Here is a 26,384-nt window from a genome sequence, read left to right on the forward strand (position 1 = left end):
AATCAGCAAGCACAGTACCAATAACGAATTGTTGTCTTTTTCAAAAATAGAGTTCGAATTGATTACACAGTATGGTCGATATTTTTGAGATTGGATCTGCGCAAATTGTCATAGGTTTGTGATATTGTTAGCCGCAATTAGGTTTGAGTCGGATAATGTGCATCATGCTGACAAATAAAAAAGTATTACTCGGAATTGGTGGCGGTATTGCCGCATATAAAAGTGCAGACTTGATCCGCCGATTAAAAGAGCGTGGCGCAGACGTGCGTGTCATCATGACTCAGAGCGCGATGGAGTTTATCACCCCATTAACCATACAAGCGCTCTCAGGCCATCCAGTAGCCTCAGATTTGCTCGATCCCGCAGCAGAGGCGGCTATGGGTCATATCGAACTCGCTCGTTGGGCTGATGTTGTATTGCTTGCACCTGCTACGGCAAATTTAATGGCACGTATTAATGCCGGCATGGCAGATGACTTGTTAACAACAACCTGTTTAGCGACCAGCGCCCCCGTCATTGTTTGCCCTGCAATGAACCAGCAAATGTACCAAAATATTGCGACCCAAGAAAACATGGCTAATTTAGCCCGTAAAGGCTTTACCATTTGGCAACCCGCCTCAGGTAATCAAGCATGCGGTGAAGTCGGCCCTGGCAGAATGCAAGAACCCGTGGTGATGGCAGAACAACTGATACAATTTTTTGGCCCCAAGATATTACAAGGTCATCAGTTACTCATTACCGCAGGGCCAACGCGTGAAGCGATTGACCCAGTGCGCTATATCTCCAACCACAGCTCAGGAAAAATGGGTTTCTCTATAGCCCAAGCAGCTGTGGAAATGGGCGCTACCGTCACATTAGTCTCAGGTCCGGTTAATCTAGCCACCCCAGCAGGTGTTACACGCATTGATGTGAGTTCAGCACAACAAATGCTTGATGCTGTGATGGAACAGGTTGAACAACATGATATTTTTATTGGTTGCGCCGCAGTAGCTGATTATCGAATTGCTGACGTTGCAGATCAAAAAATAAAAAAATCGGCTGAACAAATGCAACTTGCGCTAGTGCGGAATCCTGATATCTTAGCCACGGTAGCTCAGCACACTCCTCGTCCATTTACTGTAGGCTTTGCAGCAGAAACCAACGATGTAGAGCAATACGCCCGTGGCAAACTTCAACGCAAAAAGCTTGATATGATTGCCGCCAATGATGTTTCTATTCAAGGCTTAGGCTTTAATGCCGATAGCAATGCACTACAGGTATTTTGGCAAGACGGCAGCCAACAACTGCCCGCAACAGACAAGCTGACACTGGCGCGCCAATTACTTACATTGATAGAAAAACAATTAAAAAAATCATGAAAACACCCATTGAACTAAAAATTATCGACTCACGTATAGGCAGTGAATTCCCATTGCCAGCTTATGCGACACCCGGTAGCGCAGGCATGGATTTACGTGCCATGATCGACACCGCAATGGTCATTGAGCCAAGTCAAACTGTATTGATTCCAACAGGTATCGCCATTCATGTGGCAGACCCAGGCCTTGCCGCTGTGATTTTACCGCGCTCAGGCATGGGCCATAAACATGGCATTGTTTTGGGTAATCTAGTCGGCTTAATTGACTCCGATTACCAAGGACAGTTAATGGTGTCATGTTGGAACAGAAGTGATAAACCATTTACTCTCGAAATTGGCGATCGATTAGCCCAATTGATGTTTGTACCCGTTGTACAGGCAACGTTTACCGTAGTGGATGAGTTTAATAGCTCAGATCGTGGAGAAGGCGGTTTTGGTCATTCAGGCACCAAATAACCTTTTCAAGTAGTCACTGAGCCAAGGAACAGATAATGGCTGAAAGCCCTAAAATAAATCGTCGTGAGCATATTTTACAATGCTTAGCACAAATGCTCGAAACCAGCCCAGGTCAACGTATAACAACAGCAAAGCTCGCCGCCGAAGTGGGCGTGTCAGAAGCTGCTCTGTATAGACACTTCCCCAGTAAAGCGCGGATGTTCGAAGGCTTAATCGAATTTATTGAAGATGCGATTTTATCACGCTTAAACATCATCATGGACGAAGAAAAAGACACCATGACCCGCTGCCAGTTGGTATTACACCTGCTATTAGTATTTTCTGAACGTAACCCAGGCATCTCAAGGGTGCTTAATGGCGATGCCTTGCTAGGTGAAAACGAGCGTTTACGCAGTAGAATTGACGTATTATTTGCCAAAATAGAAACACACATCAAACAAATTCTACGTGAAAAAACCTTGCGTGAAGGCGTAGGCTTTAATATCGATGAAGCTATTTTAGCTAACTTGTTGCTAGCCTTTGCTGAAGGACGTATTTCACAATTTGTCCGCAGTGAGTTTAAACAAAAGCCAACACAACACTTTGATGAACAGTGGACGTTTATTCAACAGCAATTGCTAAGAAGTTAATATCGCATCAATAAAGGATGCTAGTTCGGTCCTTTTACTGCCAATGCTACTGACTCTTCCTTTACCCTTAAACCGTATCAGATCGAATATTTATACCACATAAAAACGAAGTAAGAACGAACGATTAAACAAGGATGTCTCATGATTTTCACCAAATACCTAACCATTATGTTACTTGTCTGTGGTGGCCTATTCACCCATGCATTTGCAGCAGAAAGCCTTTCTACTGCACGACTATTTAGCCGAGGGGCTGAATTTAGCAATGTAAAAATATCTCCAACAGGCGATTATATTAGTGCAATAACCAAACATAATGGTAAAGACAAGCTACTAATATTAAATGCAAAAACAAAACAAATACATCACGCGATATTTTTCCCTGGCAATGCCCAAGTAGGTAATTACGCTTGGGTCAATAATGAAAGAATCGTACTGCAAAAAGAATATTTAAAAGGTTGGAGTGACGTACCGCTGTATTATGGTGAGCTAATGGCTGTTAATGCCGATGGCTCAAGAGCAACTTACCTTTTTGGTTTTAATAGCGGCGAGCAACAAACTGGTTCACATCTAAAGAAAAATACCCCCATAAGAGCAACGGCATTTATTTTAGATCCCCTTCCCGATGACGACCGCTATATGCTCGTCAATGCAATCCCATGGAATGAGTCTAATTCTTTAAACTATGAATTATCACAAACGGTATACCGTGTAGATTTATACAAAGGGTTCCGCAGAAAAGTCACCACTTCGCCTATAGGTTACTCTCGATTTTTAACCGATCACGATGGTGAAGTACGCTTTGTTGCAGGCGAAGATGAAAACAACATAACAAAAGTATTTTATCGTCAAGACCGCGAATGGCTTAACACCGATAACCTCAAACTCAATTTGGATGATTTCTACCCAATATCTTTTGCCGCAAATAAAAACAGTATTTATGCAGCGGCTCGGGTAAAAGGCGAAACCTTAGGGATTTATGAAATCAATCTAGAAACAGGTGAAAAAACGCAAATTATTAAAGATGACAAAAGTGATCCCAGTAATTACTGGATAAACCAAGCTACCAAAAAACTCTATGCAGTTGAATTTGAAAATGGTTATCCGTCTTACGCTTTCGTCAATCCAGAAGACAGTCATTCAAAATTGCTAAAGCAGTTGCTCGCATCATTACCTGGCCATCAAGTTCGTATTGTTAGCGAAACTCTTCATTCAGAAAAACTCATCGTGGTGGCATTTAACGATCGAAATCCCGGTGATTATTATATATTTGATACCAAGGCCATCACACTCCAACACTTAGCCTCTGCCAAGAAATGGCTCGACCCAGCGCGAATGTCAGAAGTGAAGCCAATTAGTTTTACCAGCCGAGACGGTAAAATAATTAGCGGTTATTTAACATTACCTTATGATAAAGAAGCGAAAAACCTCCCTCTTGTAGTCAATCCCCATGGTGGTCCGCATGGAGTAAGAGATGAATGGGGGTTTAATACTCAAAACCAAATGCTAGCAAATCAAGGGATGGCTGTATTACAAGTCAATTTCCGTGGTTCAGGTGGCTTTGGACAAAACTTTGAACAAGCTGGATTCCAAAAATGGGGTTCAGAAGTACAATATGACATTCTCGATGCCACTCATTATGTCATTGAGCAAGGTTATGTAGATAAAAACCGTATCTGTATTTCTGGTGGTAGTTTTGGTGGTTATAGTGCATTGCAAAGCGCAATACTTGAACCCGATCTGTTCAAATGCGCTATCGGTTTTGCAGGGATTTATAATTTAGAACTGATGTTCGATGAAGGAGATATTGCAAATAGTGCTTCGGGTACTAGTTACCTTAAAAATGTTTTAGGTCAAAATAGTGAAGTACTAAGGGCGATGTCTCCCTCAGAAAATGTAGATAAGCTGAAAGCAAACTTGCTTCTAGTGCATGGCGGTGACGATGAACGAGCGCCCATTGAACAACTAGAATCACTAGAAAAAGCCCTTAAAGCACATGATTATCCCTATGAAAAACTGGTGATGGATGATGAAGGCCATGGTTTCTACAATGATGACAATCGTGCCCAATATTATGAAAAAATGCTTCTATTTCTTAAAAAGAACCTAAACATTAAATCGTAATGAGCTAATGAGCTAATGAGCTAATGAGCTAATGAGCTAAAAAATATTATATCAACAAGCCGATACCCGGCAAACGGGGTCGGCTTTTTTTGTACCTGCGTTATGACTTTCAAGCAAATTCAACCGCGCAAAGAGGCCAACCAAACGGGTATCAACATAAATTGGAAGTCGTAATATACGTCCATATTTCCACCTCATCTCAATGAATAAATAATGAGTACGTATTGCTCCGACCACTTGAATTAAATACAATACCGTTACATTTTTAACATTAATTACACGGACTGTATTTATGCTGCGCATTTTATACCTCACATGTTGTTTCTTCTGAATAAAAATACTGATACAACTTAATCTTTCTTTGATTGAAATAAATACTCTTTTATTTTAAAATTGCACCAGAAACAAATAGGCAACAATAAAAACAAAAACACAACAAACAAGGATGTACAATGAAACTACCCAAGCTTATCGCTTTGGCTTTATTACTTTGCCCTGCCTTAATAACATCATCTTTTGCATCGGACACACTAACAACAGCAAAACTGTTCAGTAAATCGTCTGAATACAGCAATGTAAAATACTCACCAAATGGCGACTATATCAGCGCAAAAACGATCAATGACGACAAGCGCATTTTAATTATTTTAGATGCAAAAACGTTAAAAATTGTCCATGCGATTCAATTTGGTACTAATGCCCAAGTCGGAAATTATGTATGGGTAAACGATGACCGTATTGTGTTTGAAAAAGAGTACCTAAAGGGTTGGGATGATCATCCTCAGTATTACGGTGAATTAATGGCGGTAAACGCTGATGGTTCTCAAGCTGAATATCTTTTTGGCTACGAAAATAACGAACAGCAAACTGGCTCAAGTATTAAGAAAAAAACTCCTTACCGCGGTACAGCATTTATTTTAGATCCTTTACAAGATGATGACAGATACATGCTTGTCCAAGCGCTGCCTTGGGGGGCTGGAAGTACTTCAACAGCAGATAACCTTCATATTGTTTTTAAAGTTGATGTCTATAGAGGCACACGCCGAAAAATTACCTACGCGCCTATTAGCTATTCACAATTTATTACTGATCACGATGGCGAAGTTAGGCTTGTTAAAGGTACAAACAAAGACGATATTGAACAATCTTTTTATTATAAATCAGGCGACTGGATTAATATTGATCAGCTTAATCTCGGTCTAGACGATTTTACTCCAGTGGCATTTACCAAGGATCCAAACATAATCTATGCCGCGGGGCGAGTTAACAACCAAACACTGGGTATTTATACTGTTAACCTCACCACCGGTGACAAGAAATCGCTAATAAAAGATGAATTAGTCGATCCTAGTCAGCTTTGGATTAGTGAAGTATCAAAAGAACTTTATGCGGTTGAATATGAAGCAGAATACCCAACTTATGCCTTTGTTAATCCAGACAATCAACAAGCAAAAATTCTAAAAGATTTAATAGTAGCCCTTCCCGGCCATCAAGTGCATTTAGTCAGTCAAACTCGCAATGGTAATAAGTGGATAGTGTTTGCCTTTAATGATCGCAATCCAGGCGATTATTACACTTTCGATGCTGAAACAATGAAACTTGGATATTTAGTTTCAGCAAGAGAATGGTTAACACCAGATGATATGGCTGAAGTTAAGCCGATTAAATTTACTAGTCGAGACGGACAAACTATTCACGGTTATCTGACGTTGCCAAAAGGCAAAGACGCTAAAAACTTACCTCTAGTGGTAAACCCCCATGGTGGTCCACATGGCATTCGAGATTGGTGGCAATTTGATCCACAAAACCAAATGCTTGCAAAAGAAGGTATTGCTGTTTTACAAGTCAATTTCCGTGGCTCTGGTGGTTATGGAGATGACTTTGAATTTTCCGGATATAAGAAATGGGGTGCTGAAATACAATACGATATTATTGATGCCACTAACTATGTCATTGAACAAGGCATAGTCGATAAAGATCGTATCTGTATTGTCGGTGGTAGTTTTGGTGGATACAGCGCACTCCAGAGTTCGATTCTTGCACCTGATTTATTCAAATGCGCAGTAGGTTTTGCTGGTGTATATGATCTAGCATTAATGTTCCATAAAGGTGATGTTTCAGATCGCCGGATGGGCTTAAGTTATTTGAAAAAAGCACTTGGTCAAGATGCCGCTATCCTGAAAGCTATGTCACCATCAGAAAATATCGACAAGCTAAAAGCTAAGCTATTAATTGTACATGGCGGTGAAGATGAACGAGCGCCAATTGAGCAATATGAAGCACTAGAGAGAAAGCTGAAAGCTTATGAGTATCCATTTGAAAAAATGATATTAGACGATGAAGGTCATGGCTTCTACAACGATGAAAATCGGGCTGAGTATTATGACAAAATGCTTAAGTTCATCAAAGAGAACCTAAACGTAAAGTAGATATCGCTTAAGCGTTTAACCACAAAAAGCCGATACCCGACTAACGGGGTCGGCTTTTTTGTTACCTACAGTATTAATTTAGCGCAAATCGCGTTATTCTCCTCGTCCCTTAGCGGGCGCCCAAGTGGGTATTAACGTACACTCATATAAACAGTGATATCGAGTAGTTGGAGGATATATGGCACTCAGTGAAGCCGCAATAAAAGTACAAGCAGCACTAAAAGACCGTGGGCTAGAAACCCCGATGTTGCCAAAAACTTCCACGCCTGAACAACGTAAAGTCAAAATTGAACATCATATGCGTGAAATTTTGACCTTAATGTCACTCGACCTAACCGACGACAGCTTGGCTGATACTCCACGCCGCATTGCAAAAATGTATGTCGATGAAATCTTCTCAGGGCTTGATTACGAAAACTTCCCTAAGATCACGGTTATCGAAAACAAAATGGGTGTTGATGAAATGGTGCGAGTACAAGACATTAGTCTTACCAGCACCTGCGAACACCACCTAGTGACCATAGATGGCTTCGCAACGGTAGCCTATTTGCCACGCACAAAAATTATTGGTTTGTCTAAAATCAATCGTATCGTGCGCTTCTTTTCCCAGCGCCCACAAGTACAAGAGCGCCTAACCCAACAAGTGTTAGTGGCATTGCAAACCCTACTTGAAACCAAAGACGTTGCGGTAAAAATGGATGCGGTACATTACTGCGTTAAATCTCGCGGTGTCATGGACTCAACCAGTTCAACTACCACTACAGCACTTGGCGGTATTTTTAAATCAAACCCCGCCACCCGCGCCGAGTTTTTACACCAAGTAAAATAATGTGTGTAAATAACACGCAAATAAAAATGCAGCCACCTAATTTCATAATATAGGGGCTGCATTTTTGTTTAAATCTGAATAAGATTAAATGCCGTATTGCTCACGATAAGCGCTAACCGAAGCAAGTTCTGCTTCCATACCCGGCTTTTCAGACAAGTAACTGATTAAATCAGCAAGCTTAATAATCGACACAATTTGACAACCAAAATCGCGTTCAACTTCTTGAATCGCCGACAACTCGCCTTTGCCTTTCTCTTGGCGATCTAATGCAATCAACACACCCGCAAGTTGAGCATTGTGGGCATTAATAATTTCCATCGATTCGCGAATAGCGGTACCTGCGGTGATCACATCGTCCACCAGCATCACTTTGCCTTTTAACTCGCTGCCCACCAAACTGCCACCTTCACCGTGGGTTTTGGCTTCTTTACGGTTAAAGCAGTAAGGAATATCCACATCGTGATGATCGCACAAGGCAACAGCTGTCGTGGTCGCAATCGGAATACCTTTATACGCTGGGCCAAATAACAAATCGAATTCAATGCCCGAGTCCATTAACGCTGCTGCATAAAAGCGGCCTAAACGCGCTAAGTCTTTACCCGTATTGAACAATCCAGCATTGAAAAAGTACGGGCTCGTACGGCCAGATTTAAGGGTAAACTCACCAAAACGTAATACTTGGCGGGCTAAAGCAAACTCAATAAATTCGCGTTGATAGGCTTTCACGGTTATTCCTCTTTCATCAAATTTTAGATTAAAAAAAAGGACCGTAATCGGTCCTCATTTTTCGACAGCATATTAACTTAAAGCCGCTTTTTGCACATCGACAATTTCGCGAATACTGTTTTTAGCTAACACTAACAACTCAAGCAACTCTTCATGGCTAAATGGTTCGCCTTCTGCAGTTCCTTGAATTTCAATAATCTTACCGGTTTCTGTCATCACAACGTTCATGTCAGTTTCAGCAGCGCTGTCTTCAATATATTCTAAATCACTGATCGCTTCGCCTTTGTAAATACCAACACTCACAGCAGCAATTAAAAACTTAAGTGGGTTAGCTTTAATAATGCCTTTACCGCGAGCCCAGTTAAGCGCATCAACTAACGCCACACAAGCACCAGTAATAGCCGCAGTACGCGTACCGCCATCGGCTTGAATCACATCACAATCGATAACGATAGTGTTTTCACCTAACAACTTCATGTCTACAGCTGCACGTAATGCACGGCCAATTAAACGTTGAATTTCTTGAGTACGGCCAGACTGCTTACCACGAGCCGCTTCACGGTCCATGCGGCTGTGAGTTGAACGCGGTAACATACCGTATTCAGCAGTTACCCAACCTTGGCCTTGGCCTTTAAGAAAACGTGGAACGCCTTCAGTGAAACTTGCTGTACATAATACTTTTGTGTCGCCAAACTCAACTAAAACAGAGCCTTCAGCATGTGCAGTAAAAGAACGCGTAATAGTGATAGGGCGAGTTTGAGCTGGTGTACGGTTACTTGGGCGCATGAAAAGTCCTGTAGTCGAATTCATATCATATTTGAGCCCATATTATAGAGCTTCACGCCGTTAGATGCCATGGTAAGCAGCGATAAGCCACAAATCTATCGACTAATCCTTTAATCCCATCCGCTAAAACGGCTATAATCAACTCACATTCGCGTAAATAACATAACAGGACACTTCATGATCCAAAGCATGACAGCCTACGCTCGTATCGAGCACAAAGCACAATGGGGCACCGCCTCATGGGAAATCCGTTCAGTCAACCAGCGCTACTTAGAAACCTACCTGCGCCTACCTGAGCAGTTTCGCAGCTTTGAACCTGTCTTACGCGACCGCTTACGTAAACGCCTTAACCGCGGCAAAATCGAAGTTAATTTACGTTATGAACTCGCCGACAACAGCAGTAATGAATTACAACTGAATCAAGATTTAGCCAAACAGCTATTAAGTGCAGCAAACTGGTTAAAACAAGAGGCAGGACAAGGCGAACTCAGCCTAACAGATATACTGCGTTGGCCTGGCGTTCTATCCGCAGCAGAGCAAGATATGGATAGCGTAGGTGCCGATTTAATGATCGCGTTCGACAGTGCTATCGATCAGTTTATCGAAGCGCGTGGCCGTGAAGGTGAAGCGATTAAAGACATGCTACTGACCCGTTTAGACGGCGTAATGGAGCAAGTGAAGGTTGTGCGTGAACACATGCCAACGGTAATGCAGTATCAACGCGACAAATTAACTAACCGCTTAGCCGATATTGCTGGTGAATTAGACCCTGCCCGTATCGAGCAAGAAATGGTGTTATTAGCGCAAAAGCAAGATGTTGCCGAAGAAATGGACCGCCTTGAAGCTCACGTAGCTGAAGCTCGTCGTATCCTAAAAAAAGGTGGCAGCGAAGGCCGCCGTCTAGACTTTATGATGCAAGAGTTTAACCGTGAATCAAACACCCTAGCCTCAAAATCAATCAGCGCAGAAATCACTTCAGCTGCAGTTGAGCTAAAAGTACTGATTGAGCAAATGCGCGAGCAGATCCAAAACGTCGAGTAAGCTTAAAGCTTGGACGTAGTAACATTAAGCCCAGCATTTGCTGGGCTTAATTTTTTGGATTTTAGGTTTGGATTTTTCAGCCAATGCTGAATATGTTAATGAGTAAACAGCTCAGGCTTACACGCTGCAACCGTTAAAATACAATTTATGCGCTATAACCGTTAAGGCGAGATTTACACGCTAAAGCGTGTGAAAATATCAACATTCTCTCGCCGTCATTTATAGAGACCTATCATAAACAGCGGGATGTACACTACTATAAAATTCGACCTACAATGGCACTTATCCTCGTGTTTTAATTTGTTTACTCATTCAATATAGGGCGCTTAATGACCAATCCCTACTCAGCTAAACAGTGGCTCCAACTCAATATGCAGCAGAAGGTTTATTACAGCCTTTGGAGTCATTGCCAAAACTTGTCCAGCAATTAAGTTATGTGCAAATTGACTCTATTAATGTGGTTGAACGCGCGCATCATCATGTATTACACAGTCGTCTACCCGAATATTCTGCCACCATGTTAGATGCAGCAATGAGCGATAAAACCGTGTTTGAGTACTGGTCCCATGCGGCTGCTTATCTGCCTATTGAAGACTACCGTTTTAGCCTGTACCGCAAACAGCAATTACAACAAGGTGGTAAGCATTGGTTTGAACCAGAACATAAAGTCATGCGTGAAGTTAAAGCCCGTATTAGTGCCGAAGGTCCATTAAAAGCCAGTCAGTTCACCCATGAATCAGACACTAAAAATGGCACTTGGTGGGACTGGAAACCGGCTAAAAAAGCGCTTGAGCAGTTGTTTATGCAAGGCGAGTTAATGGTTGCTAGGCGCGACAAGTTTCAAAAAGTGTACGACTTAACCGAGCGAGTACTACCCAAGCATACCGACACCACAGTGCCTAGCGATACAGAATTTGCCCAACACTTGATTCAGCGTTATTTATCGGCGCATGGTTTTGGTAATTTGCAGCAAATACAATATTTACGCAAAGGCCTTAAACCTCTACTCAGCCAAACATTAGCGCAACTGTGCGAACAAGGTGATATCGCCAGCTTTACCGACCCCAGCGCCAATACACAACACGTTTACTTCTACCAACCTACGCTCACCTTACCCACTGCTATTCCCAATAAAGTCTGGCTACTTAATCCGTTTGATAATTTAGTCATTCAACGCCAAAAGCTTAGGCAATGGTTTGGGTTTGATTATCAAATAGAAGTGTATGTGCCTGAGGCTAAACGCCAATTCGGCTATTATTCACTGCCCATTCTATGGCGTGACGGTTTTGTTGGCCGCGTGGATGTAAAAGCCGACCGTAAAAACCAATGTTTGTTACTGCAAAACCTGCACATTGAAACGCAAATATTGACGAACCAACATGATGAATTAAATGACAAAACACATTTTGTTTCTGCGTTAATCGAGGCCATTAATCACTACTGCACATTCAACAACTGCCAGCGTTGGCAGCTAATACAATGTAACGATAAAACGATTGCCAAAATGTTACTCAAAGCAAGTCAACAGGGTAGTTAACTGCATACTCTGTACTTCGAATACAGTTCCCCCTCCCCTACAAAAGTGACGCAACACAATATATGCAGCGGTATGTAATGTTGTTCACGTTTTAAACATTTATTATCACACCCAATTCAATAGCTTGAGTTACGTCACTAACCCCAAAGATGTAGTGGGATACCTTCAAAAGGCTAAAAATAATAACAACCTACATAAAAACCTACGCGGGGAGAAAACACGATGTTTTATATACACATGCTGCTGTTATTAGCGGTGATATTTGTTGGTATTCGCCATGGCGGTATCGCCTTTGGTTTATTGGGCGGGTTAGGTGTTTCGGTACTCGCATTTGTATTTGGCGTTGCACCAGGAGCGCCACCTATCAGTGTAATGTTAATTATTCTAGCCGTAGTGGCGGCTTCGGCGACGTTAGAGGCCACTGGCGGCTTAAAGCTGTTAGTAAAGTTTGCTGAAAAACTATTACGTAAACATCCTGAGCATATCGTCTTTTTAGGCCCGCTATGTACCTATTCATTAACCGTTCTGGTTGGTACGGGTCATTCTGTTTATCCCCTTCTTCCTGTAATTTACGATGTGGCGTACAAAAAAGGCATCCGCCCAGAACGTCCATTAGCCATGGCAACTGTAGCATCACAAATGGGTATTACTGCCAGCCCAATTGCTGCTGCTGCCGCAGTAGTGCTTGCCACTGCCGTTGATAATAATCTAGATATTAACTTACTTGATGTACTCATGGTGACCATTCCCGCCACACTAACAGGCTTACTAGTAGCGTGTACCTGGAGCTTAAAGCGCGGTAAAGATTTAGATGAAGATGAAGAGTTTCAGGCACGTTTAACAGATGATGAGTTTCGTGAAGCATTAACCGACCCCAAAGCAGATGAGGTGCAAACACCCCAGGCCGAATCGACAGCAAAGAAAGGCTTAACAGTATTTTTACTGGGTATATTTGCCGTTATCATGGTGGCGATGTTTAGTAAGCAAATACTACCTGCTGGCGTCAGCATGTCGGTAGCGATTCAATTTATGATGTTGTCAGTCGGTGGAGTAATATTACTCGCCACCAATATCTCACCGAAAAAAATTGTCACCAGTAACGTGTTTACCGCCGGTATGACTGCGGTCATTATCATTTTTGGTATCGCATGGATGAGTGACACCATTATTGAGCACCATAAAACCTATTTAGTGAGTGCGGTAAGCGACATTGTCAGCGTGTATCCATGGACATTTGCTATCGCGATGTTTGTGTCGTCTATCTTCTTAAAAAGTCAGGCTGCGGTATTAACCATTATGTTGCCATTGGGGTATTCACTCGGCATCCCAGCTCCAGTATTAATTGGTGTACTGCCAGCGTGTTATGCCTATTTCTTCTTCCCATTCTACCCAAGCGATTTAGCCGCAATTAGTTTTGATAGAACCGGCACCACCCACATTGGTAAATACGTACTCAACCACAGCTTTATTATTCCAGGCTTTATTGGCGTAGTAACCGCAACATTTGTGGGTTACTTTATATCAATGGCGATTAACTAGCCCTAGCTTGTAATTTGGCTTTGAGCCAAGAACTAAAGTGATAAACCGCTAGTGAATTGACTAAAACAAGTCACTCGCATCAATAACAATGGCAGCCAACGTGGCTGCCATTTTTGTTTTTAATCATTGAGTACCTAAAGACCGAAGAGCTAAAAACGAAGACCTAAAAAACTAAAATTATCTGATGAGCTATCGACAGGTTCATGGGTTAATCCGCCCACCATATCGCCTTCTGCTACACGTCGTAAACCCATCCATGAGACTTGGAGAAAAGATCTTGTCTGATCAATCGCAAAAGCGAAAATATCTAGGCTAGAACAAGTCTGCTTCAAAGCAATACTGAATTTAATGTCAAACATCCCCACAAAAGTTGAGCCGTTGAGTATTAGTTTGAATCAAAAACGCTGAAAATGTCATTTATCACTTTGAATATAAATAGGATTGTCATATTCGGTCTTGTTATTTATATACTTACAAAAACCGCCTGTCGTATTTTGTGTTTCAAACTCTAAAAAATGAGGTTTTACAGACTCACTTTTATCACTTGGAATAACATAATATGAACTAATTGATTTTATTGGTGAATATATCTTATCTTCATATTTGAAGATGACATACTCCAAATATTCCGCACTACTCACACCTGTTTCAAAGTACCCCCTAATTACTGGAACTCTGTAATCTATTCCTTCGCACCTAGCATGTATAACAGCAATTAACTGTAAGTCATTTGACGCCTGACGGTTTATAATTACTTCAGCAGCACCTTCAGAGGGAGAATATAACAAATACTCTTGATCAGTCCACTCAGATAATCTGAACTCATTTGCATTTAGTGAAAATGAAGTTAAAAATACTATAAAAAAATAGAAGCCTTTATTAAAAAACATCTTTAAATACCTTTCTTCTTAATAAATCAGTTAAATTATCATGACGTTCATTGTAACTTATTGTCTTACTATTAATGACTTTAGTAATACTATCCGTAACCATTCGACTTTCCCCTATATCTGCTTTTCTATAAAGCTGATGTTCCAGCCAGAATATTAGAGCAGATCTTACTGCAAATTTGGGTTGTAGTAATAAATCGGGGGTTGCGACAAAATCGACACTTGCACTCCACAAGTTATTATGCTTTGTTTTCATTGAAATATAATTTGATTTTCCGGTTAATTGAAGCATACCTCTACCTCTATATTTCCAGCCGTCACCAGACTCTACACTGCCATTACCCATTCGATTCGCATATGCATGATTTGCAATAGCTTCGATATCCGCTTTTTTATTAGTAGCCTTGTTATATGCGTGATCTTTTGCATCAGAAGGAGTTCGTCCATAATGTGAGAATATAGATATCAAAGCCATTTCGTTGTAATTAAGATTCTCCTCTAAGTTGAATTTACCTCCAACTTCATGCATTACTTGAGCGATAAAGTGACACATTCTTAATTCTGTATTAAGTTGACACTTATTAACGTTATAATTCAACTCTTCAGCCACTTCACTTAATAGTTTATCGCTCACATTGTGTTCACTTTTCCAAATAGCTCTAAGGTGCGATAAACTCAGAGTTTGATTTTCAACTCTATTTGAAGACTTATATATAGACATCATCAATTCCTTTTGTACTAACTATTTACATATAATTTGTAAACCCACTTTAATTTAAATAGGATACGACAGGATTACATTTGAGTATATAATCTTCAATAATGACGAAGCATTCCTGAATACACCCCAAATAATAACCCCCAAATATCTTCACTCTAAAGTTAATACGACTTAAATACTATTGAAGTTATTAATACGAAATATCCCAATTATCAACATGTTTCCTAAAACGATACACCGTAAACCCATCCATGGAGCTTGACGAAAACATCCTATTTTCAACGGCAGAAGAGGACGATAAGGTTAGCTTATCCTACTGCTAATTTTGCTGCTTCATGCCACATAGCGTCCGGCATAGGCGTCATTAACTTCCAGGTTATATTCATCGGTTGTGAACCGGAGTGTTTAACATATTTCACAAGACCAAAATTGACAAAACCCATGGTGCGGCCGTTTTCATCTTTTGCTTGCTCGCGCACAAACAAAATCAATTTACGGCCCTCTTTTTCATGCTCTATATAGCCTAAGCCTCTGCCATATTCGGGTCTTGCGCTATTTTGAGATTGCCAATGGAATAGCGACTCATTGATCGCGTAATCATGGTACATGGTGGTTGGTGAAAATTGTTTGACTGACTTTTTCAAGGTCACAAACAGTAATTCAACATTAAGCGCTTTAAGGACTAAAACGCCTTCTCTTGCGGTTGATTTTCTGTCAAAAGAACTTGCGCCACCGGCTGCGAGTATTTGCTCTCTGGTATACCTTGAATGCACTTTCAAAGAAGATATTGCAGGTATATGCATTTCAAGTTCATTATGATGTATACGCTCAATAAGTAACGATATGACATCAAGGAGTTCAGCTTGTAATCGAGCATGTCTCAAAGCTGCTACACTTTGTGTAAGGCTGGCAAAACCTAGCTCGGCACCCGACTTATCCCAAAAGTTATAATGGCACGCTAATGCAAATTGGCGCTGAGTTGCATTGGTATCGTCGAAGCTGAAATTATCGATAATTAGCTGCTTTAAAAACTGTAAATATGAGATAGAACTGCAAGCGAACAAATGATTATTTATCGCGCGATAGTAGGCTTTAGCCAGACTCGTATCTAAATTTGGCTCATTTATTTGATTTCTATTTGCGCTCTCAACGAGTTCTAGCCAACTCATTTTTAGCTTATAAATATCTTCTAAATTAACATTTGGGTTAAAACGTAAAAAATTAACCAAGCTTAAGGTAAGCGTACTTTGGTGCTCGAAATTATTGATGAGCTGTCGCAACCTGCTAGCATTCATCGTTGCACGGCTAATATTTCGTAAAATCATTGCCTGAGTCTGTTCTTCTAACTCGATTCGACAACCTAATGGCAAATGAGGAAAGTCATTGGTTATCTCATCTTTAATCGATTGATTCGTTTTACCAACCAGCGCGCGAAACTTTTGTGAAAAGTCGTATTCATCACGAGAATTACCCACAAAATCCAATACTGTACAGCACTGTTTATCATCGGTTAGACGCAATCCTCGTCCTAGCTGCTGTAAAAAAATGGTTAAGCTTTCGGTTGGACGTAAAAACAATAATGTATCAACGTCTGGAATATCGACACCTTCATTAAAAATATCCACCACACACAAAATGTGTACATGACCGCTGATTAAACTCTGGCGTTTTTGTTGCCGCTCATGACTATTATCACTGGTGAGCACATCCGCACTAATACCGGCTAAGTTGAACTTCTTCGCCATGTATTCTGCATGTTCTTTGCTGACACAAAACGCCAAAGCTTTTATCTGACGAATGTCAGTGACCGTGTCATTAAGGCTTCTAATAATGCGCACAACTCTTTGTTCATTATGAGTATATAAATGACTTAGCTCTGCAATATCATATCGCCCTTGATGCCATTTAATTTTGCGAAGGTCGGTATCATCATCAATAGCAAAGTATTGGAAAGGACATAAATAGCGCTGATTGATTGCTTCGGGCAAACGAATTTCTGCAGCTATTACGCCACAAAAGTCATCCAGAATGTTTTGCCCATCATGACGCTCTGGCGTGGCTGTTAACCCCAATAAAATCTTGGGTGAGAAATGCGCTAATAATCCTCGATAACTACTGGCTGCAATGTGATGAACTTCATCTATCACAATATAATCATAAAAATCAGTGGTGAGCGGTAAGCTTGATAATTGCAGGTTTAAGCTTTGTATCGAAGCAAACAAGTACCGGTAGCTATTATGCTTGTGCTCAGCAACCCACAATTCACCAAACTGATTATTCTTCAATACACCACGGTACGCAGACAATGCTTGCTTAAGAATTTCTTGTCGATGAGCCACGAATAAGAAATTAGCTTCTGGATGCAGTTTATAAAAACGGGCAAAATCAAACGCTGAAATAAGCGTTTTACCAGTGCCCGTAGCTGCAACTACTAGATTTTTATACCGCTGATGAATACTACGCTCAACATTTAACTGCTCAAGAATCTCTCGCTGATGTGCAAAAGGTTTTATATCAAAATGAAAGGTGCTGCTTTCGCTATAACTACCTTTAGCCTCACGCAATGCTTCATGAAGTTTGTTTTTAGCTTCAATATTGCCATCAAATAATTCAAATTCACTGGATTGCCAATATGACTCAAAGGTGTTGAGGGATTTATCGATTATATGAGGAATTTCTTGGGTGGTTATTTTTAAATTCCATTCAAGACCACTGGTCAACGCAGAATGCGATAAATTCGATGACCCAATATAACCGGTATGAAATCCTGTATTGCGCAAAAACAAATAAGATTTCGCATGCAAACGCTCGCGCTTAGTGTTGTAACTCAATTTAACTTCAGTATTTGGCAGGCTTGCTAAAAACTCGACTGCTTTAGCATCTGTCGCCCCCATATAAGATGTCGTAATGATCCGCAGGGTCTTGCCACTTCGAGTGAACTCTTCAAGTTCATTTTTAAAAATCCGAATGCCAGCCCACTTAATAAAAGACACTAACCAATAAATTTTGTCTGCTGAGCGGATCTCGCGCTTTAACTCTGTGTCTAAAGAAATTCCGGCGTTGCTACCACAAAAAAGTTCACTTTGGCTTAATCCTGTTAGCGGATAAATGGCTTTAGTAAACGCAGGAAAATCTGTAGCTATGGGATTTTTTTTATCAAATAGCGCTGTTAATATACGGCCTTTACTATCGAGTAAGTTTTCAGTAATCAATTGATCATCTTGAACATGATCTTTTAACCACAACACTAGCTTGTTTGCCAAACCGATTTGCTCTGTGAGTTGATTGTCTCCGCTAGGGATTGCACCAATGGCACTCTCCATTATCTTGGTCAAAAACCTCGATAGCCAAACACTGGCCTCAGCGCTTTCTAATGGCCGCTCACCTAAATAGAACACATCACGATTGATGCTTTTATCTATCAGTTGAGTAATAAGCTTTTCATAAATACCAACTTGTTCCATGTCAGATAGGCCTTTTGAAAGTGAAAACACTAAGAATATACCATAGCAATAAGTGCATATTACGACTAAGAATAATATTATTTATCAATAAAATGCTTACAGAACAACGATTAAATTAGCGCACCAACACATACCTTGTACTTCTACCGCCCGCGCCAGTTTTGGCTAAACACTGTTGATCCACAAGTTGAGCCAAATGTCGGGTGGCGGTGGCGCGGCTGACTTTAGCGACTTTTTGATACTGGCTACTACTGATCCCATCATTAAAGTCACCATCAAGTAATCTATTTAGCACTCTCACTTGTTCTGTGGTTAACGCTGGAATGAGTAAGCGTTGGTTCACTCGACGCCAAAATTGGGTTTTAGCAGTAGTTTGCTCAATGCTATTGAGCGTGTGTTGAATAGCGTCATTTAAGGTGTCTAAAAACCACAGCAGCCAAGGTGTGATATCTAAGCCACCTTGCTGGGTAGACTCTAATATTGCGTAATAGGCTTTGCGTCGCTCAAGAATACTAACTGACATTGTGTAAAAATGAATAGAACGATGCTCAGCTTGCGCGAGTGCTAAGTCGGTGAGTAAACGCGTTATACGTCCATTACCATCATCAAGCGGGTGCAAGGTGACAAACCACAAATGGGTGATGGCTGCGCGCACGAGCGGGTCGACATTAGGTTGATTTCGCGATTGATTAAACCACTCAAAAAACTGCGTTAAGTTAAGATCTAGTGTATTGCGTGGAGGCGCTTCAAAACGCACTGTAGGTTTGTCTAAACGGCCAGATACTACTTGCATAGGTTCATTACCACGTAACTTACCGCCAACAACAGGATTAAACCCCGTTTGGTTTTCTGGAAATAACATTGAATGCCAACCTAGAATCCGCGTTAAACTCAGCGGATGTTGCCAGTTTTGTAGCGCATCTAAGGTGATATCTGCTAAACCATCAGTTTGCGTCGTGGTGGGATAAGGTTTTTCTTCACTCACGCCAAGCTTATTCGCCAAAGAGGAACGTACAGAAAATGCGTTAAGCTTTTCTCCTTCAATAGCACTTGAATAAACGATATTGGCCAGCATGGTATCGAGTGTCCATTGACTAGCGGATTCAGAACCTATTTTACCCAGCAGCAAACCCTGGTTAAATTGAATTTGCCTCAATAGTGCACTTATACGAGCATTATCCCATACAAACTCTGGCCATTCTTGCTGTTGCCAAATCCACATATTAACCCCTGTTTAGCTGACTAAAATACTGTATTGATGCACATACCAAGCTATTCTACTTACAACATGAGGCAAATAGCAATTTATTCGCCTCACCATATGAGGCGAATAGGATGATTAATTGCCTCACGGCTCCCATTAGCAAGCTCGATAACACCTTGGCAGGCATTTCGGTATAATCGTTTATTGTCTCTATAACCTTTAATTTCTATAACCCTATGCGACTGTAATTAATGACATCCAAGCTGACTGAAGTATCGACAATGCCACAAACCTCTAAGCATCAAGTCGCTTTGCCTAAACCCAATGTGGCAAATGAACAGGCAAGTAAAGTATTTATTATTGGTCTGCCGCGTACGGGCACCACCAGTGTGAGTGTGGCGCTGCTTGAGCAAGGGTTAACGGTTGCCCACCAAGCCTTTACTAAGCAGGCGTTTATGTTGGCCGATGCGGTATCTGATGCGCCGTGTTTTAGTGATTATCAGCAATTAGATAAGTTATTTCCCAACGCTAAGTTTGTCTATTTAGATAGGCCGTTAGATAAGTGGTTGCCGTCGATGCAAATGTTACTGGGTAGAATGCTAGTGCATTTAGATAAAGATAAGGGCCGCTTTCATCCGGTAATGAAGCGCAGCTTTAATCATTGCTTTGATATATGGCAAGTTGAAGATGTGTTTGATGAAGCGCATTTAACGGCCTGTTATCAGCGCCACCAGCAGCAAGTAATCAGTTATTTTGCAGGGCGAGATGACTTTATTGCCATTGATATTAGTGTGACAGGAAGCTTTGCTAAATTGCTGCAATTTATCAATTTACCAAAGCCCGATACGGCTGAATTTAGGCAGCTTCAATATCCACAACTTCAATCTCAGCCGCTAAACTTTCCGCAACTGAACTTTCCACAGCTTAACTTTCCGCAACTGAATACTGGCCGTAATGTGGCCAGTTGGGATGAATATAAGCACCCCAACAAAATTAGCGCTAATGTTTCTGGACCAGATAAACGTAAGTTTTTTGATTACCGCCTAGATTAGTATTGTTAGTTATCCTTTCTTAGTCTTTATTTTTAGAACGCTTTTTCTTAGCAACGGTTAACCAATCTAAACTGACCCCCGATATGGCATTAAAACCACGGATGCGGAAAATAAGTGTCAGTAATTGCGGCCTTGGACGCGCTTTGGGTTCAACTGAGCGCGGAATAAACCACAATGCCACCAGCGATCGCATGGTGGTCGATACCATAAACACCAAAAATATGGGGTTGGTTAACCAAGCGTTTAAACCTGTCCAGATGAGAAAATCTGCTGCATACGAGGCAATTACACCGCCCACCATCGCGCCGACAAATACAAAACCCGCACTCAAGGCTGCCTGTAATGCAGCATAAATAGCAAAGTCACTGCGAAAAGGTCGAATATCGTAAAGGTAATTGGCAGTACTTAAGGTAAAGCCACTCCAGGCTAAACCGGAAAAGGCTTGAATCGCCAATATATAAAGATAGTTGTCGGAAAAAAGCCACAATAAAGGCAAGCTGGGAATTAAGCAGCTGGTGATGATCATCACTAATCTATTGCCGTATAGGTCGCTAAATCGGCCCCAGAATCGCAAGGTAATAAACTGCGTAAAAATAGAGGCCACACTAGAAAGCACAAATTCAAAATAGGTAAAATGCAGTTCTTCCAGCATGTATACTGCAAAAAAAGGTGCCGAAATGGCAACCATGCACTGCATACCCGCAACAAATAAACTGTAATGGCGGAAAGTTTTGTCTTTCCATGCTTCGCGGAAATTACCAAATGTTTGTTTAAACACCCCAGACGCTTTGGCGAGCCTAGGCTCGGGGTCGTGCATTTGCAGTAATAACCAGGCTGAAGTAAACCGGCCCATTGCCGCAATCGAAAACAGTAAACTAAAACCCAACCATGCCATTTCTATTGAGTCGGTTAAGGTTAAAATACCGCCACCGACAAAGAACACACTCAGCGAGGCCATCATGGTTAATCGAGTACGTGAAGCAAAAAAAGCACCTCGTCGGCGTTGCGGTACAATCATGCCCATCCAGGCACGCCAATGCGGTTGGATTAGGTTGATAAACCCTTGATACAACACCGCTAAGCCAATAAATAACCACACTGCATTATCTGGTCTAAATGCCGCTAACGCGCCCATACCTAACACGACTACGGCTTGTAACACTGCACATGCCACAATAAATTGCCGACGGCTAAAGTGGCTTGCTAACCACACAGACAACAGTTGTGCCAGTGAGCCAAACAATTGAGGTAAGCCAGTTACCCAACCCATTTGGCCTAAACTAGCCCCTAAGAATATGGCATAAGCATTAAAAAAGTTATCACTGGTGGCCGTCATGGTTGACGATGCAACCGCCTCTTGCTGGCTGCGGCGCAAGGTACACCGTAGCCACGACAATCTATCACGACTGCGTGAACAAGAATTAGTGCTGCTAGACGAATGTTCTAAAGCCATAAGAGGTATGAATGCACGCCATTGATAAGTAACTGATTAGGGTTATGGGTTTACGTCACGGATTAACGCCACAAATTGACGTTTCAAGTTAGCGTTAATGTTTAAAAGTATGGCTGATAAGTGCCCAGCTAACAATCTATGACGATCACATAATCCACTATTGTGATTGTAAGCATAAGTGCGCACTGTGCTGGTATAAACTTATTAAACACAAAAGCCCTGTCGATATAAACCGACAGGGCTTCTGCACATCTACAAAAAATTAAACCCACCTAACAGAAGGACACTAAGCCCTCGATAACAAACTCTTCAGGAAGCTTTTGTAATTGTTTTAGCAGTAAAGGATTGCCCAGTAAATATGCCAATTCTTGACGGGTAAACAGCTTTACAATGTCATGCTGGCATTGTGCTTCTTGTACTTTAACCCGAGTAATGGCTTCGAGTGATTCAACCGCTGAACCTGGCAAACGATGCGGCTTTTTGTCAATAATGGCTAAATGTAAATCCATTAGCTCTGAGTCTTTCAATAGCCTTGATAAGGTCCACGGCTGTGCAATGGCGTTAACGTATTCGTTACGGCGTTGTTGTGAATCTAGGCTCAGCTTCGGCGCACACACCTCTTCCGGGGTTGCCAATATTTTTAGGTGCTTGACCCATAAGCCAAATCGCTCTGAGCCTGTCATGGCAGAAAGTGGTACCGCAAGCCACAAACCAATTAGCGCTGGGCTCATCCACGCCAACAAGGTAAGCGAATCAAGCACTGCGGCGTAACCTAATAACGCACCAATTAACATGTGCCAACGATGACGATAAATCAGGGTTAGCCAAGGTAAACTGCCGTCGTCACGTCGTTGTGGCGCCCAACCGCTGTCGCGTCCGGCTAAAATAGACATCACAGCACCGCAGTGGATAAGCATCATTATTGGCGCAATCAGTGCCGACAATATCACTTCAACTACCACGCTAATAATGGCTTTGCCTCTGCCACCTAATTGCTTACTCATGATGCTATTTTTTAGTAACAATATGATCCCAAGGATTTTAGGACCAAACAATATGCCCATGGTGATATAAAACAACCGTAGTGCACGGTCTGAGTCCATTACTGGCCAAGTGGGAAATAGTGAAAACTGGTCGGTAAAATACTCAGGGCGAATAAAGTGCGCTTGTAATGCCAGCATTAAACCCGACAAAATTAACATTAACCAAAAAGGCGATGACAAATAAGCCATTATCCCCGTGAGTAAATGTAAGCGGCTAACCCAATGTAATCCTTTACTAAACAACACCCGTGAGTGTTGTAAATTGCCTTGGCACCAACGGCGATCGCGCACCGCTAAATCGACAATAGACGGTGGGCATTCTTCATAAGACCCTGGAAGGTCTGCGGCAATGACCACGCTCCAACCAGCACGTCGAATCAAGGCTGCTTCAACAAAGTCGTGGCTCATAATATGACCACCAAATGGCGGTCTACCTGCAAGGTTGGGTAACCCTGCGGCGCTCATAAAAGCTTGGGTGCGGATAATGGCATTGTGGCCCCAAAAGTTACCTTCTTTGTGGGTCCACCAAGATAAACCTGTACCAATTACCGGACCATAAATTCGCGCAGCAAATTGCTGTAGTCGCGCCATTAAGGTATTGCCATTAATTAAATACGGAATAGTTTGGATAAGCCCGGCATCAGGATCTGCCTGCATCCGTCTCGCCAAACTAACGATAGTGTGGGTTTCCATTAAACTGTCGGCGTCTAGCACCAACAAATGGTCGTATCGAGCGCCCCAGCGTTTACAAAAGTCGGCCACATTACCGGCTTTACGGGCATCATTTTTACGCCGACGGCGGTAATACACCCGCGCATCTTTGCTCACTTGGTGACGCAATATTAAAAATGCCTGCTCTTCTGCCAACGCAATATCGGGATCGGTCGTGTCGCTTAATATAAACCAGTCAAACGCATGGCTTTCGCCCGATGCAACCAATGCCATCGCCATCACTTCGACCGCGGCAAAAACGCGATCGGGTGATTCGTTATAAGTCGGCATTAATATCGCGGTGCGGGTATGCAACTTTATGCTTTCGGCAGTTTCTGTCGTGGGCTTTTTGAGTAGCATAATAAAGCCGGCTATACCGCCGCTAAATGCCAATGCAATCCAGCAAAAGTTAACCGCAAACAACACTAAAACGATGTATTCAAGTGGCGTGACTCCACCGACATTAAACACCGATACCATCTCGTAAATAGCCATAACCGACATGATAAAAGCGCTGCCAACCACTAAGAGACGGCGTAATCCGTCTGACTTTACGCCATCGGCGATAATGCTCTTGCGTGGCATACCATCGGACAACGCACGTAAACTTTGCGCTTCCATTGGGCTTGGTCGCTCTAGCGGCATGGCTGCACCACCGACCAACGTGGGGTCGACAGTGCTAATGTCAGCATCTGGCTGCATCATGTTCATGCTTAAAGCGTCCAACGGTAAAGCCAGGTTTCGACATCGCGTGGGCCAGTAAACTTAAGCTCAGCACGTAGCTCGATCAATTCAGCATCTTGTGGATCCATTTCAAACGCCAAACGATAACCATTGGTTTTAGGCTGACGAGACACCACCACATTAGTCACAACGCCCGCAGAACTCTGCACTTTGGCGACCGGAATTTCATCGTTATTGCCTTCTTTAACTTGATAGTCAATAACAAACAAACGTCTCGGTGTGGCTTTAGCGATTTCAGCGCGGCCACTGGCGGTACGGGCCACAATAACAGTGCCATCATCAACTTCGGGCTCGCTGCCCCAAATTAACCGATAAGTAAAATGAAACTCGCTACCGGCTGCGATAGGTTGTTTAGGCTTCCAGTAACTAACTATGTTGTCATGAATTTCAGAGTCTGTTGGAATTTCGGTTAACACCACCTCACCCGCGCCCCAATTTCCGACCGGTTCTACCCATAAACTTGGGCGACGCTCATAATGGGCTTCGAGATCTTGATACGCATCAAAACTACGTTCACGTTGAATTAAGCCAAACCCTTGTGGCGAGTTGTCCATAAAGGCACTGACTTGCAATTGCTTTGGATTAGCCAGCGGACGCCATAAACGCTCACCGCGACCATTTAAGATCAATAGCGCATCAGAATCATGCACTTCTGGTCTAAAGTCATCGATGTTTTGGCGACCATTCATTGAATGTAAAAACATACTGGTACTAGGTGCTAAACCGACTTTAACTAAATCCACGCGTGGAAATAAGGTCGCTTCCACATCGATATGGGTGTTTTCGCCAGGTCTTACAGAAAATCGATATGCCCCTGCCACGCTTGGGCTGTCTAGCAAGGCATGCACCACGATTAAGTTACTGTCGGTGTTAGGACGTTCTACCCAAAATGCACGAAATATCGGAAACTCTTCGCCTTCCGGTTCTGCGGTATTTAATGCTAATCCCCTTGAAGACAAGCCGTAATCGCTGCCTTTACCCAAAGCGCGGAAATAACTCGCTCCTTGGAATACCATAAGCTCGTCAAAATATGCAGGATTATTGAGTGGATAATGGATGCGTAGACCAGAATAGCCAATATCTTGGGTCGGCAAACGCTGACTCAACACATCACCAGCAGTAAAGAACTCTGAGTTGTAGGCTAAATGGCTGGCTTGTTTACCTTCAACTAAGGCAATTTCAATCAAGTCTTGGAAATAAAAACCCCGATGAAAGAGCTGCATTTGATATGGCAAACCTTCGGCTTTCCAAATAGAAGCTTCTGGCTTAAAGCGAATATCGCGGTATTCATCGTAAGATATTTTAGCCAACCCTGGGGGTAATGGGTCTTTAAGTTCTACATACGGTTTTTGCGCTAATTTACGCGCAATTTTAACCACTGTATCAGAGTCAAAGTTAGCCGTTTTAGCAAAACGCACTTTGGTTTCTGTGTTCAGGTTATTAGCTGATTTCACTATCGCTTGTTCATCTGCATAAGTTTGCAGCGGTATGGTTACGCTAGGCGATGTGGGGGTAATAATGGGTGGTGTGGGTTCTTGTGCTGCAAGATTAAAACAAAGCCCTGCGGCCATGGCTAACGACAAACGCGTTAGCGCTTTTTTTACAGTGTGAGATGAGGCCGAAGTACGGCAACTCAGTAAGCTAACCATAAT

18 protein-coding genes and 1 pseudogene are annotated in these 26,384 nt (G+C 42.1%); 10 read left to right on the plus strand and 9 right to left on the minus strand.

Annotated features, from left to right (window positions below; genetic code table 11):
* Window positions 1-161: 161 nt before the first annotated feature.
* From coaBC to folE, 6 genes are all read left to right on the plus strand, one after another.
* Window positions 162-1,358, plus strand: a complete 1,197-nt coding sequence (coaBC, locus tag AAEY97_RS17720) for a bifunctional phosphopantothenoylcysteine decarboxylase/phosphopantothenate--cysteine ligase CoaBC (protein ID WP_351000514.1) — start codon at window positions 162-164, stop codon at window positions 1,356-1,358.
* Window positions 1,355-1,813, plus strand: a complete 459-nt coding sequence (gene dut, locus AAEY97_RS17725; protein WP_351000473.1) for a dUTP diphosphatase — start codon at window positions 1,355-1,357, stop codon at window positions 1,811-1,813. The genes coaBC and dut overlap by 4 nt, the downstream gene beginning before the upstream one ends.
* Window positions 1,814-1,848: 35 nt before the next feature.
* Complete coding sequence (gene slmA, locus AAEY97_RS17730; RefSeq protein WP_011639240.1) at window positions 1,849-2,442, plus strand: nucleoid occlusion factor SlmA; 594 nt, start codon at window positions 1,849-1,851, stop codon at window positions 2,440-2,442.
* 168 nt (window positions 2,443-2,610) lie between these two features.
* On the plus strand, window positions 2,611-4,563 hold the full coding sequence (locus tag AAEY97_RS17735; protein ID WP_351000517.1) for an alpha/beta hydrolase family protein: 1,953 nt from the start codon (window positions 2,611-2,613) through the stop codon (window positions 4,561-4,563).
* 452 nt (window positions 4,564-5,015) lie between these two features.
* A complete protein-coding gene (locus AAEY97_RS17740; RefSeq protein ID WP_351000476.1) occupies window positions 5,016-6,992 on the plus strand; it encodes an alpha/beta hydrolase family protein in 1,977 nt (658 codons plus the stop codon).
* Window positions 6,993-7,170: 178 nt separating this feature from the next.
* Window positions 7,171-7,821 (plus strand): GTP cyclohydrolase I FolE, encoded by a 651-nt coding sequence (gene folE, locus AAEY97_RS17745; RefSeq protein WP_101088524.1) that lies wholly within the window; start codon window positions 7,171-7,173, stop codon window positions 7,819-7,821.
* An 84-nt stretch (window positions 7,822-7,905) separates the two neighbouring features.
* Here the strand turns inward: folE and pyrE are convergent, their stop codons facing one another.
* Both pyrE and rph read right to left on the minus strand, forming a co-directional pair.
* A complete protein-coding gene (pyrE, locus tag AAEY97_RS17750; protein WP_101088525.1) occupies window positions 7,906-8,547 on the minus strand; it encodes an orotate phosphoribosyltransferase in 642 nt (213 codons plus the stop codon).
* 72 nt (window positions 8,548-8,619) lie between these two features.
* A complete protein-coding gene (rph, locus tag AAEY97_RS17755; protein ID WP_011639245.1) occupies window positions 8,620-9,333 on the minus strand; it encodes a ribonuclease PH in 714 nt (237 codons plus the stop codon).
* A gap of 177 nt (window positions 9,334-9,510) precedes the next feature.
* Between rph and AAEY97_RS17760 the strand changes: the two genes are divergently transcribed.
* The 3 genes and pseudogenes from AAEY97_RS17760 (at window position 9,511) to AAEY97_RS17770 (ending at window position 13,450) form a co-directional block, all read left to right on the plus strand.
* Entirely contained in the window at window positions 9,511-10,374 is an 864-nt protein-coding gene (locus AAEY97_RS17760; RefSeq protein WP_162024101.1) for a YicC/YloC family endoribonuclease, read from the plus strand.
* 329 nt (window positions 10,375-10,703) lie between these two features.
* Window positions 10,704-11,911 (plus strand): annotated as a pseudogene (locus AAEY97_RS17765) (winged helix-turn-helix domain-containing protein).
* Between the two features lie 222 nt (window positions 11,912-12,133).
* Window positions 12,134-13,450, plus strand: a complete 1,317-nt coding sequence (locus AAEY97_RS17770) for an anaerobic C4-dicarboxylate transporter (RefSeq protein WP_351000481.1) — start codon at window positions 12,134-12,136, stop codon at window positions 13,448-13,450.
* A 413-nt stretch (window positions 13,451-13,863) separates the two neighbouring features.
* Here AAEY97_RS17770 and AAEY97_RS17775 read toward each other — a convergent pair whose 3' ends face one another.
* From AAEY97_RS17775 to AAEY97_RS17790, 4 genes are all read right to left on the minus strand, one after another.
* Complete coding sequence (locus AAEY97_RS17775; protein WP_162024103.1) at window positions 13,864-14,340, minus strand: hypothetical protein; 477 nt, start codon at window positions 14,338-14,340, stop codon at window positions 13,864-13,866.
* On the minus strand, window positions 14,330-15,064 hold the full coding sequence (locus tag AAEY97_RS17780) for a glycoside hydrolase family 19 protein (protein ID WP_351000484.1): 735 nt from the start codon (window positions 15,062-15,064) through the stop codon (window positions 14,330-14,332). The genes AAEY97_RS17775 and AAEY97_RS17780 overlap by 11 nt, the downstream gene beginning before the upstream one ends.
* A gap of 305 nt (window positions 15,065-15,369) precedes the next feature.
* Complete coding sequence (locus tag AAEY97_RS17785; RefSeq protein ID WP_351000520.1) at window positions 15,370-18,525, minus strand: DUF3427 domain-containing protein; 3,156 nt, start codon at window positions 18,523-18,525, stop codon at window positions 15,370-15,372.
* A 115-nt stretch (window positions 18,526-18,640) separates the two neighbouring features.
* Window positions 18,641-19,747 (minus strand): Fic family protein, encoded by a 1,107-nt coding sequence (locus AAEY97_RS17790; protein ID WP_351000486.1) that lies wholly within the window; start codon window positions 19,745-19,747, stop codon window positions 18,641-18,643.
* A gap of 233 nt (window positions 19,748-19,980) precedes the next feature.
* On the opposite strand from AAEY97_RS17790, the gene AAEY97_RS17795 reads away from it, so the two are divergent.
* Window positions 19,981-20,781 carry a sulfotransferase family protein gene (locus tag AAEY97_RS17795; RefSeq protein WP_502959472.1) on the plus strand — a complete coding sequence of 267 codons (801 nt, stop codon included), beginning with the start codon at window positions 19,981-19,983 and terminating at the stop codon, window positions 20,779-20,781.
* Window positions 20,782-20,800: 19 nt separating this feature from the next.
* On the opposite strand, the gene AAEY97_RS17800 is transcribed toward AAEY97_RS17795, so the two are convergent.
* From AAEY97_RS17800 to AAEY97_RS17810, 3 genes are all read right to left on the minus strand, one after another.
* Entirely contained in the window at window positions 20,801-22,234 is a 1,434-nt protein-coding gene (locus AAEY97_RS17800; protein ID WP_351000489.1) for an MFS transporter, read from the minus strand.
* Window positions 22,235-22,506: 272 nt separating this feature from the next.
* Window positions 22,507-24,690 (minus strand): glucans biosynthesis glucosyltransferase MdoH, encoded by a 2,184-nt coding sequence (mdoH, locus tag AAEY97_RS17805; protein ID WP_351000526.1) that lies wholly within the window; start codon window positions 24,688-24,690, stop codon window positions 22,507-22,509.
* A gap of 11 nt (window positions 24,691-24,701) precedes the next feature.
* Complete coding sequence (locus AAEY97_RS17810) at window positions 24,702-26,381, minus strand: glucan biosynthesis protein G (RefSeq protein WP_059746860.1); 1,680 nt, start codon at window positions 26,379-26,381, stop codon at window positions 24,702-24,704.
* Window positions 26,382-26,384: the final 3 nt, after the last annotated feature.

Origin of the sequence: Shewanella sp. TB7-MNA-CIBAN-0143 (assembly GCF_040310065.1) — a bacterium.
Lineage (GTDB): Bacteria > Pseudomonadota > Gammaproteobacteria > Enterobacterales > Shewanellaceae > Shewanella.

Bases quoted from the DNA above. Each gene is read 5' to 3' on its own strand.
- AAEY97_RS17810 (WP_059746860.1), bottom strand. From the start codon at position 26,381: ATGGTTAGCTTACTGAGTTGCCGTACTTCGGCCTCATCTCACACTGTA.
- folE (WP_101088524.1), top strand. From the start codon at position 7,171: ATGGCACTCAGTGAAGCCGCAATAAAAGTACAAGCAGCACTAAAAGAC.
- mdoH (WP_351000526.1), bottom strand. From the start codon at position 24,690: ATGCAGCCAGATGCTGACATTAGCACTGTCGACCCCACGTTGGTCGGT.
- AAEY97_RS17785 (WP_351000520.1), bottom strand. From the start codon at position 18,525: ATGGAACAAGTTGGTATTTATGAAAAGCTTATTACTCAACTGATAGAT.
- AAEY97_RS17760 (WP_162024101.1), top strand. From the start codon at position 9,511: ATGATCCAAAGCATGACAGCCTACGCTCGTATCGAGCACAAAGCACAA.
- AAEY97_RS17780 (WP_351000484.1), bottom strand. From the start codon at position 15,064: ATGATGTCTATATATAAGTCTTCAAATAGAGTTGAAAATCAAACTCTG.
- slmA (WP_011639240.1), top strand. From the start codon at position 1,849: ATGGCTGAAAGCCCTAAAATAAATCGTCGTGAGCATATTTTACAATGC.
- AAEY97_RS17735 (WP_351000517.1), top strand. From the start codon at position 2,611: ATGTTACTTGTCTGTGGTGGCCTATTCACCCATGCATTTGCAGCAGAA.
- dut (WP_351000473.1), top strand. From the start codon at position 1,355: ATGAAAACACCCATTGAACTAAAAATTATCGACTCACGTATAGGCAGT.
- AAEY97_RS17795 (WP_502959472.1), top strand. From the start codon at position 19,981: ATGACATCCAAGCTGACTGAAGTATCGACAATGCCACAAACCTCTAAG.
- AAEY97_RS17800 (WP_351000489.1), bottom strand. From the start codon at position 22,234: ATGGCTTTAGAACATTCGTCTAGCAGCACTAATTCTTGTTCACGCAGT.
- AAEY97_RS17740 (WP_351000476.1), top strand. From the start codon at position 5,016: ATGAAACTACCCAAGCTTATCGCTTTGGCTTTATTACTTTGCCCTGCC.
- rph (WP_011639245.1), bottom strand. From the start codon at position 9,333: ATGCGCCCAAGTAACCGTACACCAGCTCAAACTCGCCCTATCACTATT.
- AAEY97_RS17790 (WP_351000486.1), bottom strand. From the start codon at position 19,747: ATGTGGATTTGGCAACAGCAAGAATGGCCAGAGTTTGTATGGGATAAT.
- AAEY97_RS17775 (WP_162024103.1), bottom strand. From the start codon at position 14,340: ATGTTTTTTAATAAAGGCTTCTATTTTTTTATAGTATTTTTAACTTCA.
- AAEY97_RS17770 (WP_351000481.1), top strand. From the start codon at position 12,134: ATGTTTTATATACACATGCTGCTGTTATTAGCGGTGATATTTGTTGGT.